The organism is Mycolicibacterium aurum (genome assembly GCF_900637195.1).
In the GTDB taxonomy this organism is placed as follows: domain Bacteria; phylum Actinomycetota; class Actinomycetes; order Mycobacteriales; family Mycobacteriaceae; genus Mycobacterium; species Mycobacterium aurum.
Map to the genome: position 1 here is coordinate 5,210,478 of NZ_LR134356.1, position 14,669 is coordinate 5,225,146.

Here is a 14,669-nt window from a genome sequence, read left to right on the forward strand (position 1 = left end):
CCTATGCCTACCTATGCCTGCTTGGGCGACAACATCAGGTCCACCCAGTTCTCTGCGGGCGCCAGTTTGTCAGTTCCGCCGGCGAAGATGCCAGTTCCGCCTGCCGGATCGACGAACTCGCCGTTCCGGTCATAGCTTGCCATCGCGGGCCCACCCGCGGCCTGCGGGATCGCTTCGGCGGGTAGCAGCGGCCCTCCCGGCGCAGGAGCCACCGGCGGTGCGGCCGGAACGGGCGCCGGCGCAGGAGCCGGAGCCCCGGGAGGGGTACGGCCGTACGGCGGCACGTTCTGGTCCGGTGGCGCGAAGTAGGGCCACGGCGGCGGCGGCGGACCCACCTCGTTCGGGGGCACCGGAAGCGGGAACGGGGCGTGCGGCGCCGGTCCCGGCCCTGGAGCCACGCCGGGCGGCAGTTGGACGACCGGTGGACCGGGGTCCGGGTCGACCTGCGGCGGGATCATCGGAAACTTGTTGGGTGGCAGAATGTTCCGGCCATCGGTGATCGGTGTGCCGATCGGCACGGGCGGACCACGCCACGGGTTGCTGCCGATGGGCACGTACCCCTTCGGGTCGCGGCAGAGCTGGATGGTGGGGGCGCGCTTGCCCGGGAACTCCTGGCACGGGTAGTTACGGGCGCCGCGGACCACGCTCGGATCGTTCTGCGCCACCTTGCAGTACATGTCTGTCGGCAGCTCGCGCAGCGTGGTGTCGGCGGGCGACCGGATCTGGGACGGCGGGATGAAGCCCACCGAACAGGGCGGTGGATCACCCAGGTCGACCTTGAAGTCCAGCTTGCCGCCCTCGTCGGCGGGCAATCCGCCGGCGACGGTGTTCAACGCGGCCAGCAGCGCAGGGAACACCACGAGCGCGTGCTCCAGCGACTTGCTGTAGATCACGCCGATGCGCCCGAAGTTCGCGAGGTTGGCCGCCAGGATCGGGAACGTCGGGCGGATGCCCTCGAACGTCGTGTTGGCGGCCTCGGTGGCGCCGGGCACCGTCTGCAGCGTCGACCGCAGCTGCGGGTCGGCGTTGACCACCTCGCCGGTGAACCGGGCCAACCCGTCGGCGAGCGAGCGGATGTCGTCGCCGCTGCGGATCTGGGCCTGCAGGAAGGGGCCGGCCTGATCGATCAGCTGGCTCGTCTGCCCGTAGCTGGAGTTGGCCTCGTCGATCAGCAACCGCGACGACTGGATCAGCCGCGCCAGTTCGGGGCCGGACCCGTTGAACGCCTTGAACGTCTCCCGCAGCAGATCCTGCAGGCGGCTGTCGCCGACACTGCTCACCAGTGCGTCGGACTCCTGCAACAGACCGTAGATGTCCTGGCCGATCGCGGTGCGATCCATGCCGATGTCGTATCCGTTGCTCAACGTCGCCGACGCGGCGTCCGCGGGCGGCACCAGGTCGATGTACTGCTCGCCGACGGCCGAGACGCTCTTGACGGTCGCCGTCACGTTCTCCGGTATCGGGGTGCCGCTCTGCAGCCGCATCTGTGCGACCACGCCGTTGTCGCTCAGGCCGACGTTCTCGACCCGCCCGACCGTCACGCCGCGGTAGGTGACGTTGGCGTTCTTGTACAGACCGCCGCCCGCCGCGAAGTTCGCGGTGATCTCGTAGGAGCCGATGCCGAGCGTCTCGGGTACCCGCAAATAGAAGATCGAGATCGCGCCGACGGTGAGGACGGTGACGATCGCGAAGATCGACAGCTGGATCTTGGTGAGCTTGTCGATCATCAGGGCGTCCCCTCGTGCTGGGTGGCCGTGCCCGGGGGGATGGTGAACGGGTCGGCCGCCTGGCCGGACAGATTGGACGTCGCACCGACCAGGAAGTCAGGGGTGGTGATGAGCTCCTGCATCCGCTTCATGTTCGGGTCGAAGCCCTTCGAGGTGGTCAGGACCGTCTCCCCCAGGCGTCGCACGGTGAGATCGAACGTCACGAACACATTGAGGTAGTCACCGCGCACGGCGTTGCGCAGATACTTGTAGTGGAACGGGAACGTCGGCAGGAACTCCAGCGACTTGACGAAGTCGTCGGCATTGTCGTTGAGCGACTTGATGATCGGGTACAGGTCCTTGAAGTCGGCGGCGAAATCGGTCTTGGTCTCCTGAAGCACCCGCGATCCCACCGTGGCGAAGGTGCGCAGCGCGGCGAACGCGTCGACCAGGGTGGTGCGGTTGCGGTTTAGCACGTCGAGGGCTGCGGGCAGCGTGTCCAGGGTGCGGCCCAGACTGTCCTTGCTGTTCGCCAGGATTCCGGCGAACCTGTTCAGGCCCTCAGCCGCGGCGATGATGTCACCTGTTTGTCGATCGAGCGAGCTGGTGAGCTCGGCCAACCGCGGGATCAGCTCGGCGAAGGTTCCCTGCCGGCCGGCGACCGCGTTGTAGGTCTCGTCGGTGATGTCCTGCAACGCACCGAGATTGCCCTTGTTGATGACGACACCGAGCGACGAGAGCACCTCCTCGGTGGTCGGGTAGCGGCCGGTGCGGCCCAGTGGGATCTCCGAACCCTCCGCGAGGCGGCCCTGGGCCGGCTCGTCGAGAGGCTTGGCCAGTTCCACGTGTTGAGAGCCCAGCAGCGATGTCTGCGCCACCCGGGCGACAGCGTTCGCGGGCAGGTCCACGTCCCGATTCAGCGAGAGCTTGACCGCCGCGAAGAACGAACCATCCGAGGTCTGGATCGCCTCGATACCCGACACGCTCCCGACGGTCACGTCGTCGACCATCACCGGTGAGTTCTGGGGCAGCGTCGACACATCCGGCAACTGCACGGTGATGGTGTACGAGCCGGCTCCGTGCCCGGCAGTACCCGGCATGTCCAGCGAGTTGAGCCCACCGAACTGGCAACCCGTCAGCAGCACCGCGAGTGAGGACAGAGCAAGGACCTTGCGCATCATCCACCAGCCTCTGCCGGGAGCGGCATCGTCGGTGCGGGGAATCCCGGCGGAGGCGGTCCGGGAGCAGGCGCAGGCGCGGCCGCTTCCGGTCCACCGACGTGGGATGTCGACGCCTGCGGGGTGACGGCACCTGGGGCGGCTTCCGGCGTCGCCGGCGCCAGCATCGAAGCGAGATCCGCACCGGGCGGCACCACCGGCGGCGTCACACCGGGCGCGTTCTGCCATTGCAGATAGGGCACGGGCGTCTCGGCCTTGGCTTCCGTTGCCGGGGTGTCGTAGATGACCTGGCCCTTGTACGCGGTGATGCTGTTGATCGGGTGGAACAGCAGCGGCGGATAGTTCATCGCGATGCGCTTGAACACCGGACCCATGCGCTGCCTGCAGATCTCGGCGCGCTTGTAGTTGTCCGGCGACGCACCGACGTCGAAGGTGCCACCGCAGATGAACTGCACCGGGTTGGCGAAGTTCGGCAGTGACAGCAGACCGCCCACGGTGCCCTGCGCGGGGTTGTAGATGTTGTAGAAGTTCGACAGGCCGTGCGGCGTGATGTGCAGGATCTGCTCGATGTCGTCGCTGTGATCGGTCAGGATCTGGGTGAAATCGGCCAGTTTGCCGACCTGAGCGATCAACGCCTCGTTGTTGTCGTTGAGCAGGCCCCTGACGTCGCTCAGCGCCGTGTTGAGGGTGCCCAGCGTGTTGTCGAGGTCGGCCGAGCTGTCGGCGAGCACCTGGGACACCGACGCGACGTGGTTGGTGAACTGGACGATCTGCTCGTTGCTGTTGGACAGCGCGTCGATGAGCACCTGCAGGTTGCGGATCGTCCCGAACAGATCGGTGCGGGAGTCTCCCAATCGCCCTGCGGTCTGCGACAACTCGCGCACAGCCTGCCGGAACGTGTCGCCGGTGCCGTCGAACGTGTCGGCGGCCTGGTTGACGAAGGACGTCAGCGGTCCTTGGATGCCGCCCTGCTGCGGCCCCAGTGAGGCGCTGAGCTGGGTCAGTTGTTCCTTGACCTCGTCCCACTCGACGGGAACGGCTGTGCGATCGGGGCCGATCTCGGCCCCGTCGGCCATGACCGGTCCACCGGTGTACGCGGGCGTGAGCTGAATGAACCGGGCGGCCAGCAGATTCGGCGCGATGATCAGGGCCTGCGCGTTCTCCGGCACCCGAACACCGTTGTCCAGCGTCATCGTGATCTTCACGTCGCCCGCACGTGGCTCGATCGAATCGATCTCGCCGACGGGCACTCCGATGATGCGCACCTCGTCGCCGGAGTACAGCCCCACGGCCGACTCGAAGTACGCGACAACCTTCTGTCCGGTGCGCGAGGGCCATACCAGGTACGTCCCGACGGCCAGCGCGACGACGAGCACGGCGGCGAGCGCGAGTCGCAGCGCGCGGGTCCGGGTGGATCTGGGTTCGGTCATGGCGACTTCGGCCTGATGATCATGCGCTCGGAGATGAAGCCGCGCAGGTAGTCGGCAAGGCTGTCCGGCAACTTGCCCGGCTGGAAGTAGGAGTCCAGGAGCACCTCGGCCAGGCTCGCCGGGGGCAGGCCGTAGAGGTTGATGTTGAAGCCCGATCCGGACCCGACGACCTCGCCGAGTGCGGTGGCATAGGGCGGGAGCCGGCGCAGCGCTTCCCCGATGTGTTCGCGACGCTCGAGCAGGTTGTCCATCACCAGGTTGAGCTTCTCCAACGCGGGTCCGAACTCGACGCGGTTGTCGGCGACGAATCCCGAAAGCTGTTGGGAGACATCGTCGATGCCAGCGATAAGGTTGCTCAGGGCTTGGCGTCGCTCATCCAGCGCCGCGAACAGCAGATTGCCGTCGACGATGAGCTGGTTCACCTGCCCCGACCGCTGAGCCAGCGTGTCCGACACCCTCTTGGCATGGCCGAGAAGCTGATCGAGCGCGGCGTCGCGCTTGTTGAGGCTGCGGGACAGGTTGGTGACGCCGTCGAGGGCGTTGCGCAGCTGGGGCGTGGCATCGCGCAGCGAATCGGTCAGCGTGTTCAGGGCCTGCTCGAAGCGCGGCTTGTCGAGCGCGCTGGCGTTCGCGCCGAGATCCTGCAGCGCCGTGTTGAGGGTGTAGGGAGTCGTGGTGCGGCCCAGCGGAATAGACGTCACCGACCCGCTGCCCTTCGGCGTCACGGCCAGCGACTTCTCGCCCAGCACGGTGTCCGTCTTGATCGACACCAGCGACTGGTCCCCGACGCGTACGTCGCGGTCCACGGTGAACGTGACCTGAGCCGCGTCGCCGGCCAGTGCCACGCCGGTCACCTTGCCCACCCTGATCCCCGAGACGTTGACGTCACTGCCCGGGGTGATGCCGCCGGCGTCGGTGAAGAACGCCTCGAACGGCTTGCCCTGCGGCATGAAAGGCAAGGTGCTGTAACCGAACGACACCAGCACCAGGCACGACACCAGGACGATGCCGAAGATTCCGGTGCGGAGCGGATTCGCTTCGTCTGGTCTAGCCATCCTCGGAGCACCTCCCCTTCGACGGGTCCGGTGGGCCACCGAACGGAATCAGGATGTCGCTGCCCGCGGGACCGTTGATCTTCATCCGGATGGAGCAGTAATAGATGTTGAAGAAAGCACCGTACGCACCGAGTGCGTTCAGACGCAGGTAGTTCTCGGCCAACGGCTCGATGACCTTGTTGATGTCCGCCTTGCGTTCGTCGAGGCGTTGCGCCAGCGGCCGGGCGTTCTCGATGACCGCCTGTATCGGCCTGCGCGACTCCTGCAGCATCTGCGTGAGATCGGTCGAGGCCTGCGCCAGCGGGGGAATCGCGCCTGCGATCGGATCGCGACCCTCCGCGAGTCCGGTGAGCAGCTTCTGCAGTCGGTCCACGCTGGCGTCGAACTCGGCACCCTTCTCGTCGACGGTGCCGAGGACGGTGTTCAGGTTCGTGATGACGTCGCCGATCAACTGGTCGCGGGCGGCGAGGTTCTGCGTGAAGGCACTGGTGCTCGACAGCATCGCCGACAGCGCGCCGCCCTGCCCCTGCAGGAGCTCGATCACCGCGCTGCTGACCTCGTTGATCTTCTCGCCGTCCAGACCTTTCAGCACCGGCCGCAGACCGCCGAGCAGCGCGTCCAGATCGAGGGCAGGCTCGGTGTTGACGACGGTGCCGCCGCGCGGCAGCTTGACCAGGTCGCCCGGGCCCGAGGCGATCTCCAGGTAGCGGTCGCCGACGAGGTTCTCGTAACGCACCTGAGCCTTGGTCGAGGTGTAGAGCTGATAGCGCTCGTTGACCGTGAACGCGACGTCCACGGTGTTGTCCTCGTTGAGCTTGACGTCCTTGACGCTGCCCACGGGCACTCCCGCGATGCGGACATCCTGACCGGACTTCAGTCGCGAGGCGTCGGAGAACGTGGCGTGGTACTCGTCATCGGATCCGAAGCGGAACTCACCGAACACCACCACGAGGAAGCTGGCCACCAGCAGCATCACCACGGTGAAGATCGAGACGCTGATGAGGGTGCGACGCTGGTTCATCAGTAATCGTCCCTTTCCGCATACGCGCCGTTGAACAGGAACTGCAGCGTCGACGGGGCGTCGAACTGCAACTCGGTGTTCGGCTGGTACGGAACATAGGCGTTGTCGGTCACCAGGAACGGGGTCCGGTACCAGCTGCCGCCGTACTGCTTGCTCGGAACATCGGGCAGTCCACGGCAATTCGGTCCGCCGGAGGCGCCCACCATGGGCAGACTCTCCGGATACGTGTATGCGGGTGCGCCGGGGATGAAGCTGGAGGATACGAACAGGCCGGGACGGATGCCGCCGATGATCGGGGCGAACCGGTCGATCGCGTTCGCGGTGCCCTTGAGCGTGCACCCGATGACCGGGGAGTACTCCGCCGCCACCTTCAGCGGCGCCCGCAACCGCTGGATGGCGGCGATGAAGTCGTCGGCCGCGGGTTCCAGCGTCGCGGTGCCGTTGTTGGCCAGCCCGGTGGCCGCCAACAACGTCGCGTTGAGATTGTCCTCCTCCTCGACCAACGTCCTCGAGATCGTGGGCGCGTTGTCGAGAATCCGGACCAGGTCGGGGGCCGCGTCGGCGTAGATGTTCGCCACTTCCGCGGTCTGGCGCAGATCTTCCTGCACCGTCGGCAATTTCGGATTCAGCTGGCCCAGATAGGTGTTGAGCCCCGACATGATGGCGCCCGCGTCGTCGCCGTTACCCCGGAGCCCTTCGGCCAACGCCGACATCGTGGCGTTGAGGTTGATCGGGTCGATCTTCTGCAGCACGTCGGTCAGCGTCTGGAACAGCGTGTTGACTTCGAGCTGAACGTCTTTGGCCTCGACCTGGGCGCCGGGTTCCAGCGGCGTGGGCGTCGGGTCGTCCGGGGCGAGGAACTCGACCGCTTTGGCGCCGAAGATCGTGCTGCCCGCGATCCGCACCGGTGAATTCGACGGGATGTAGCGCAGCTCGCCGCTGCGGATCGCCAACGTCAGCTTGGCGCCGTCCCCCGCGTACTCGATCGATTCGACTTCGCCGACCTGGATGCCGCGGAACTTGACCTTGGCCTTGTCCTCCATCACCAGACCCGCGCGCGGCGAGAGCACGGTGACGGTGTCGGTGGAGGTGAACGCCGCCGTATAGGACAGGTAGGTGAAGGTGGCCGCCGCGAGCACCACCGCAGCGAGGATCGCCGCGGCGATCCTCACATGGCTGCGCTTCGCGTCACCGTCGACCATCGTGTCCCTTCCTATCCCGACAGGTTGAAGTTGCCGGACGCTCCGTAGACAGCGAGCGAGATGAGCAGGACGATCGTCACGACGACGATGAGCGACGTGCGCACCGCCTGTCCCACCGCGATGCCGACGCCGACGGGACCGCCCGAGGCGTTGTAGCCGTAGTAGGTGTGCACCAGCATCACCGCTATCGACATGACGATGGCCTGGAGGAACGACCACAGCAGGTCGCTCGGCACCAGGAACGTGTTGAAGTAGTGGTCGTAGAGGCCCGCGGACTGCCCGTTGATGTAGACGGTGGTGAACCGCGCCGCGAAGAACGCCGCGAGCACCGACAACGCATACAGCGGGACGATCGCGATCAGACCGGCCATCAGTCGTGTTGACACGAGGTACGAGACCGAGTGCACGGCCATCGATTCCACCGCGTCGATCTCCTCGGCGACCCGCATCGCGCCCAGCTGTGCCGTGGCGCCGGCGCCGATGGTGGCCGCCAAAGCGATGCCCGCGATCACCGGTGCCACGATTCGCACGTTGAGGAACGCCGACAGGAAGCCGGTGAGAGCCTCGATGCCGATGTTGCCCAGCGAGGAGTAGCCCTGGACGGCGATGACGCCGCCCGACGCGAGAGTCATGAACGCCGCCACGCCGACGGTGCCGCCGATCATCACCAATGCGCCGGTGCCCATGGTCATCTCGGCGATCAGCCGGATGGTCTCCTTGCGATACCGGGTCAGCGCATTGGGGATGTAGCGGATCGATTCGCCGTAGAACAGCGCCTGCTCGCCCACGGTGTCGACGACCCTGGGCACGCCGCGGAACAGACGGCGGAAACGGACGGTGGCGTCATAACTCATCGCTACCGCACCAGCACTCTCACGCCGATCGCCGTCATGATCACGTTGATCACGAACAGGCAGATGAACGCATAGACCACGGTCTCGTTCACGGCGTTGCCGACCCCCTTGGGGCCGCCCTTGACCGTCAGACCGCGGTAGCAGCCGACCAGCCCGGCGACAACCCCGAACAACAGGGCCTTGATCTCGGCGAGGATGAGCTCGGGCAGCCCGGTGAGCACCGTCAAACCGTTGATGAACGACCCGGGGTTGACGCCCTGCAGGAACACCGAGAAGACGTAACCGCCTGTCAGGCCGATCAGGCAGACCAGGCCGTTGAGCAGCAGCGCCACGAATGTCGAGGCGAGCACGCGCGGGACGACAAGACGATGGATCGGGTCGATGCCCAGCACGCGCATCGCGTCGATCTCTTCGCGGATGGTGCGCGCACCCAGGTCGGCGCAGATCGCGGTCGCGCCGGCACCGGCCACCACCAGCACCGTGACCACCGGCCCAAGCTGGGTGATGGTGCCGAACGCGGTCCCTGCGCCGGAGAGATCGGCGGCGCCGATCTCACGCAGGAGGATGTTCAGCGTGAACGCGACCAGGACGGTGAACGGAATCGCGACCAACAGCGTCGGCACGAGCGAGACGCGCGCGATCATCCAGGTCTGATCGAGGAACTCCCGGAACTGGAACGGGCGGCGGAACGTCTTGACGAACGTGTCCAGCGACATCTCGACGAACCCACCTACGGCCCGCGCAGGCGCCGCAAGCTGTTCGATCAACCTCGGCTCCGTTCTCGGGACTCGGTGGCTGGGACATGGCTGCAAGGGCCGCCGTGGCGAAGTGCCCGGCGGTTGCAGGCCGTGATGTGTCCCCGCCCCCGTGTTAAGCAGTGCTCTTAGTGAGCCGGCTCATACTAACTAGAACGTGTTCGCAGTGTCAAAGAACCGCAAATACCGCTCCAAATGTAATATTTGCGCAGCTCAAGGCCAGTGTGACACAGGTCATCCTAGAACGCGTTACAGTTGACGTGAACGCGTGACAACCACCGCTGTCAGGCGGGGTCGCCCAGCCCCATCGCCGCCGAGAAACTGCGTTCCGGATCCCGATCAGCAAAGTAGCTCTGAAGAGTTCCCGACAGTGCCGACGGATCCCAGGCGTCGCCGTCGGCACTGAACTGCCGCTCTGCCGTCGGAGCCGCAATGAGGGTCACCGTCGGACCATAAACGATGAAGAGCTGTCCGTTGACCCCTTCGGCGGCCGGCGAAGCTAAGAAACGGACCAGGTTCACGACGTGCTCGGGCGACAGCGGGTCGACCGAGCCGTCGGGCAGCTCAGGTGCATCGCCGAACACCCCGGCGGTCATGGCGGTGCGGGCCCTCGGCGCGATCGCGTTGGCGCGGACACCGAAGCGCTCCAGGGCGCGGGCGGCCGACAGCGTCAGCGCGGTGATCCCGGCCTTCGCCGCCCCGTAGTTGGGCTGCCCGATCGGTCCCGACAGGCCCGCTTCGGACGAGGTGTTGATGATCCGGCCGTACACCTTCCCGTTGTCAACCCCCTCGCCGCCCTGTTTGGCCTTCGACCGCCAGTAGGTCGCGGCGTTGCGGGTCAGCAGGAAGTGTCCGCGCAGGTGCACCGCGATGACCGCATCCCACTCCTCGTCGGTCATGTTGAACAGCAGACGGTCCCGGGTGATGCCGGCGTTGTTCACGACGATCGCGAGGCCGCCGAGCCCGTCGGCGGTCTCCACGAGTTCGTCGGCGGTGGCGCGCTCGCTGATGTCACCCGCGACCGCGACGCCTTTGGAACCGGCGGACGCGATCTCGTCGAGCACGTCGGACTTGTCGAGTGCCGGGGCGATGTCGTTGACGACAACGGTCGCTCCGGCCCTGGCCAGTCCGATCGCCTCGGCACGGCCCAGGCCCGCAGCAGCTCCGGTGACCACGGCAACGCGGCCGGAGAGATCGGTGTCGGATCCCGAGGGGGCAGCAGAATTAGTCAAAGTACGAATACCTCTAGTCGTGTCGGATGAGGGCGGCCCTAGGGCATTCGGCGATGGACTGCTCGGCCAAGGCCTCCTCGCCTTCGGGCACCGGATCGGCCTTGACGATCGCATAGTCTTCGTCGTCGAGGTCGAACAGGTCGGGGGCTATTCCGACACACACCGCGTTGCCTTCGCAACGGTCACGGTCCACTTCCACTCGCATGAGTTCCTCCTGTCGGTCCGGGCTGTTGGTCCGATCCTGCCGGGCACCCAGTGTGTCACCACCCTGGACCCCAAGACTAGAACGTGTTACAACCGGGAGGGACCCGAGGTATGACCCAGACGTCTGGGGAGCGCACCCGGATACAGGCTTGCAGACGAGTGAGGACTACGCGATGCAGATCGGCTACACCCCTGAACAGGAGGAGTTGCGTCGCGAGCTGCGCGCGTACTTCACCAAACTCATGACGCCCGAGCGCGCCGAGGCGCTGGCGGCCAGCGACGGCGAGATGGGGCGCGGCAACGTGTACCGCGAGACCGTCGCGCAGATGGGCAAGGACGGCTGGCTCACGTTGAACTGGCCCAAGGAGTACGGCGGCCAGGAACGCACGCCGATGGAAAGCCTGATCTTCAACGACGAGGCATCCATCGCGAACGTGCCGGTGCCCTTCCTGACGATCAACAGTGTCGCGCCGACGATCATGCACTTCGGTACCGAGGAGCAGAAGAAGTTCTTCCTGCCCAAGATCGCCGCGGGCGAGCTGCATTTCTCCATCGGATACTCGGAGCCCGGCGCGGGCACCGATCTCGCGTCGCTGCGCACCAGCGCGGTGCATGACGGCGACGACTACGTCATCAACGGTCAGAAGATGTGGACGAGCCTCATCGCCTATGCCGACTACGTGTGGCTGGCCGTGCGCACCAATCCCGAGGCCAAGAAGCACCGCGGGATCTCGATGCTGATCGTCCCGACGACGGCAGAAGGTTTCTCCTGGACACCGGTGCACACCATGTCCGGTGTGGACACCAGCGCCACCTACTACCAGGACGTTCGCGTCCCCAAGTCGGCACTGGTCGGCGAGGAGAACGGTGGCTGGAAGCTGGTCACCAACCAGCTCAACCACGAGCGCGTCGCCCTGGTGTCGGCACAGCCGATCTACGCCGCGCTCAACGGTGTTCGCGAGTGGGCGCAGAACACCAAGGACGTTCACGGCAACCGCCTGATCGACTCCGAATGGGTGCAGCTGAACCTGGCGCGCGTGCATGCCAAGGCCGAGGTGCTCAAGTTGATCAACTGGGAGCTGGCATCGGCCACCGATGAGGCGCCCTCACCCGCGGACGCGTCGGCGGCCAAGGTCTACGGGACCGAGCTGGCCACCGAGGCCTACCGGCTGCTGATGGAGGTGCTGGGCACCGCCGCGACGCTGCGGACGAACTCCCCCGGCGCGCTGCTGCGGGGCCGGATCGAACGCATGCACCGGTCCTGCCTGATCCTGACGTTCGGCGGCGGTACCAACGAGATTCAGCGCGACATCATCGGCATGGTCGCGCTCGGCCTGCCCCGGGTCAACCGGTAGAGACGAGAGACTCAGACATGGATTTCAAGACGACCGAAGCCAGTGACGACCTCGGCGGTCTGGTGCGCACGATCACCGAGTCGGTGGTCACCCCTGAGCATCAGCGAGAGCTCGACGGAGCCGACGAACGATTCGACCGTGCCCTGTGGGGCAAACTGATCGACGCGGACATCCTGTCGACCACGGCCCCGGAGGCCCTGGGTGGCGGCGGGTTCGGGGTGCTGGAAGAAGTCGCCGTGCTGGTGGCGCTCGGGCGCCAACTCTCTGCGGTGCCCTACCTGGAATCGGTGGTGCTCGGCGCAGGGGCAATTGCCCGTTTCGGATCCGAAGCCCTGCAGCAGGAGTGGGCCGCGCCGGCCATCACGGGTGAGAAGATTCTCACCGTCGCACTCGACGGAGAGATGGGCGAAGGCCCCGTCCGCGCACAGAATTCCGGCGACGGCGTCAGCCTCACCGGAACCAGGACCCAGATTGCATTCGCGGCCAGCGCCGACGCGTTCCTCGTCCCCGCGGAAACCGATTCCGGTGTGGGTGTTTTCCTCGTCGCGGCCGCAGACAGCGGCGTCACGGTCACCGCACTCGACACCACCGGCCACGGCAGCGTCGGCGCTCTGGCGCTACAAGGTGTCAGCGTCGGCGCGGATCGGCGCATCGGCGGCTCCGAGGTACTGGACTGGTTGGTCACGAGGAATGCACTGAGCCGCAGCGCCTATCAACTCGGCGTGCTCGAACGCGCACTGGAACTCACCGCGCTCTACGCCCGTGAGCGTGAGCAGTTCGACCGCCCGATCGGCAGCTTCCAGGCGGTGTCGTCACGCCTGGCCGACGGCTACATCGACATCAAGGGCCTGCGACTCACGCTGACCCAGGCGGCGTGGCGGGTCTCCGAAGATCTGCCTGCCGACGTCGATGTGGCCAGCGCCGCTTTCTGGGCAGCCGAGGCGGGTCACCGGGTGGCGCACACCACCGTTCACGTCCACGGCGGTGTCGGCATCGACACCGACCATCCGGTGCACCGCTACTTTCTGGCCGCCAAGCAGACCGAGTTCGCGGTGGGCGGCGCCACCGGGCAGTTGCTGCGCATCGGGCGCGAACTGGCCGATACCCCGGTCTGACCGGTGGCTGACCGCTCGACGGTCCCCGGGCTGCTGGCCGAGCTGACCGAGGTCGACGACCGGGGTGTGCACTGGGTGGACACCGACACGGATGCGGTGTCATTCGCCAGCTGGCGCAACCACATACAGGACGGTGCCGCGCTCGCCGCCGCACTGCGGGCCCGGCTGGATCCGCATCGTCCCGCGCATGTGGGCGTACTGCTGGGCAACACGCCGTTCTTCGGCACCGTGCTGGTCGCCGCGGCGCTGTCGGGAATCGTTCCGGTCGGGCTGAACCCGACTCGGCGCGGCGATTCCCTGGCGCGCGACGTCGCCCACGCCGACTGCCAGCTGGTGCTGGCCGATCGGTCGGCCCCGGAGCGACCGGTGCAGGACGGTATCCCGACACTCGATGTCGAATCGGCGGACTTCGCCGACGAACTGTCCGCGCACCGCGGGGTCGCCGTCGAGTTCCGCCGCGCCGACCCCGACGACCTGTTCATGCTGATCTTCACCTCGGGCACCAGCGGAGATCCCAAGGCCGTGCGATGCACGCACGAGAAGGTGGCGTTCCCCGGCGCCATGCTGGCCGACCGATTCGGGCTGGGGCCGTCGGACACCTGCTATCTGTCGATGCCGCTGTTCCATTCCAACGCCATCATGGCCGGCTGGGCACCCGCCGTCGCGGCGGGAGCATCGATCGCGCTGCGGCGCAAATTCTCTGCCTCCCAGTTCATTCCGGACACCCGGCGGTTCGGCGCGACGTACGCGAACTACGTAGGTAAGCCGCTGTCCTACATCCTGGCCACCCCCGAACGGCCGGACGACGCCGACAATCCTCTGAGAATCGCATACGGCAACGAAGGAGCTCCGCGCGATCTCGGCCGCTTCTCGCAGCGCTTCGGTGTACAGGTGGTCGACGGCTTCGGGTCCAGCGAAGGCGGGGTGTCCATCGCGCGCACCCCCGACACCCCGGAGGGCGCGCTGGGGCCGCTCGTGGCCGGAGTGACGATTCTCGACATCGACACCGGGGCAGAGTGCCCACCCGGCGTCATCGGTGAACTGGTCAATACCGAAGGGCCGGGCCAGTTCCGGGGCTACTATCGCGATCCCGAGGCCGAGGCCGACCGGATGCGGGGCGGCGTCTACCACAGCGGCGACCTGGCCTACCGCGACGAGAACGGGTTCGCGTACTTCGCGGGCAGGCTCGGTGACTGGATGCGGGTGGACGGCGAAAACCTGGGAACCGCGCCCATCGAGCGGATTCTGATGCGGTTCCCGGGCGTGACCGAAGCCGCGGTGTATCCGATCCCCGACCCTGCCGTTGGCGACCAGGTGATGGCCGCCCTGGTGCTGCCGGAGGACACCGCCTTCGATCCTGCCGCGTTCCGGCGATTCCTGGCCGAGCAGGCCGACCTCGGCCCCAAGCAGTGGCCGACGTTCGTGCGCACGGCGACCGCCCTGCCCAGAACCGAGACGTTCAAGGTGCTCAAGCGTCAACTGTCTGCGGAGGGCACCGCCTGCGCCGACCCCGTGCACCCGGTCGGGCGACCGTGACTGAACAGCGCGCCGACATCGCCACG

General features: G+C 66.7%; 13 protein-coding genes. 3 read left to right on the plus strand and 10 right to left on the minus strand.

Annotated elements, in window-relative coordinates; all coding sequences use genetic code 11:
* Positions 1-11: 11 nt before the first annotated feature.
* From EL337_RS24645 to EL337_RS24690, 10 genes are all read right to left on the minus strand, one after another.
* Complete coding sequence (locus EL337_RS24645) at positions 12-1,727, minus strand: MCE family protein (RefSeq protein ID WP_048633784.1); 1,716 nt, start codon at positions 1,725-1,727, stop codon at positions 12-14.
* Positions 1,727-2,887 carry an MCE family protein gene (locus EL337_RS24650; protein WP_048633783.1) on the minus strand — a complete coding sequence of 387 codons (1,161 nt, stop codon included), beginning with the start codon at positions 2,885-2,887 and terminating at the stop codon, positions 1,727-1,729. Before EL337_RS24650 ends, EL337_RS24645 begins: the two co-directional genes overlap by 1 nt.
* Positions 2,884-4,314 carry an MCE family protein gene (locus EL337_RS24655; RefSeq protein ID WP_048633782.1) on the minus strand — a complete coding sequence of 477 codons (1,431 nt, stop codon included), beginning with the start codon at positions 4,312-4,314 and terminating at the stop codon, positions 2,884-2,886. Before EL337_RS24655 ends, EL337_RS24650 begins: the two co-directional genes overlap by 4 nt.
* Positions 4,311-5,369: an MCE family protein gene (locus EL337_RS24660; protein ID WP_048633781.1), complete on the minus strand. Its 1,059-nt coding sequence runs from the start codon at positions 5,367-5,369 to the stop codon at positions 4,311-4,313. Before EL337_RS24660 ends, EL337_RS24655 begins: the two co-directional genes overlap by 4 nt.
* Positions 5,362-6,390 carry an MCE family protein gene (locus EL337_RS24665; protein WP_048633780.1) on the minus strand — a complete coding sequence of 343 codons (1,029 nt, stop codon included), beginning with the start codon at positions 6,388-6,390 and terminating at the stop codon, positions 5,362-5,364. Before EL337_RS24665 ends, EL337_RS24660 begins: the two co-directional genes overlap by 8 nt.
* A complete protein-coding gene (locus EL337_RS24670; RefSeq protein WP_048633779.1) occupies positions 6,390-7,592 on the minus strand; it encodes an MCE family protein in 1,203 nt (400 codons plus the stop codon). Before EL337_RS24670 ends, EL337_RS24665 begins: the two co-directional genes overlap by 1 nt.
* Before the next feature lie 11 nt (positions 7,593-7,603).
* A complete protein-coding gene (locus EL337_RS24675) occupies positions 7,604-8,446 on the minus strand; it encodes an MlaE family ABC transporter permease (protein ID WP_048633778.1) in 843 nt (280 codons plus the stop codon).
* Positions 8,447-8,448: 2 nt separating this feature from the next.
* Complete coding sequence (locus EL337_RS24680; protein WP_048633777.1) at positions 8,449-9,213, minus strand: MlaE family ABC transporter permease; 765 nt, start codon at positions 9,211-9,213, stop codon at positions 8,449-8,451.
* 272 nt (positions 9,214-9,485) lie between these two features.
* Positions 9,486-10,433: a 3-oxoacyl-ACP reductase gene (locus tag EL337_RS24685; protein ID WP_048633776.1), complete on the minus strand. Its 948-nt coding sequence runs from the start codon at positions 10,431-10,433 to the stop codon at positions 9,486-9,488.
* A gap of 13 nt (positions 10,434-10,446) precedes the next feature.
* Positions 10,447-10,638 carry a ferredoxin gene (locus EL337_RS24690; RefSeq protein ID WP_048633775.1) on the minus strand — a complete coding sequence of 64 codons (192 nt, stop codon included), beginning with the start codon at positions 10,636-10,638 and terminating at the stop codon, positions 10,447-10,449.
* A 172-nt stretch (positions 10,639-10,810) separates the two neighbouring features.
* Between EL337_RS24690 and EL337_RS24695 the strand changes: the two genes are divergently transcribed.
* From EL337_RS24695 to fadD17, 3 genes are read left to right on the plus strand one after another with little or no spacing between them, the layout of a single operon-like run.
* A complete protein-coding gene (locus EL337_RS24695) occupies positions 10,811-11,992 on the plus strand; it encodes an acyl-CoA dehydrogenase family protein (RefSeq protein WP_048633805.1) in 1,182 nt (393 codons plus the stop codon).
* A gap of 17 nt (positions 11,993-12,009) precedes the next feature.
* A complete protein-coding gene (locus EL337_RS24700) occupies positions 12,010-13,107 on the plus strand; it encodes an acyl-CoA dehydrogenase family protein (protein ID WP_048633774.1) in 1,098 nt (365 codons plus the stop codon).
* Between the two features lie 3 nt (positions 13,108-13,110).
* Positions 13,111-14,643 carry a long-chain-fatty-acid--CoA ligase FadD17 gene (gene fadD17, locus EL337_RS24705; protein WP_048633773.1) on the plus strand — a complete coding sequence of 511 codons (1,533 nt, stop codon included), beginning with the start codon at positions 13,111-13,113 and terminating at the stop codon, positions 14,641-14,643.
* Positions 14,644-14,669 lie beyond the last annotated feature (26 nt).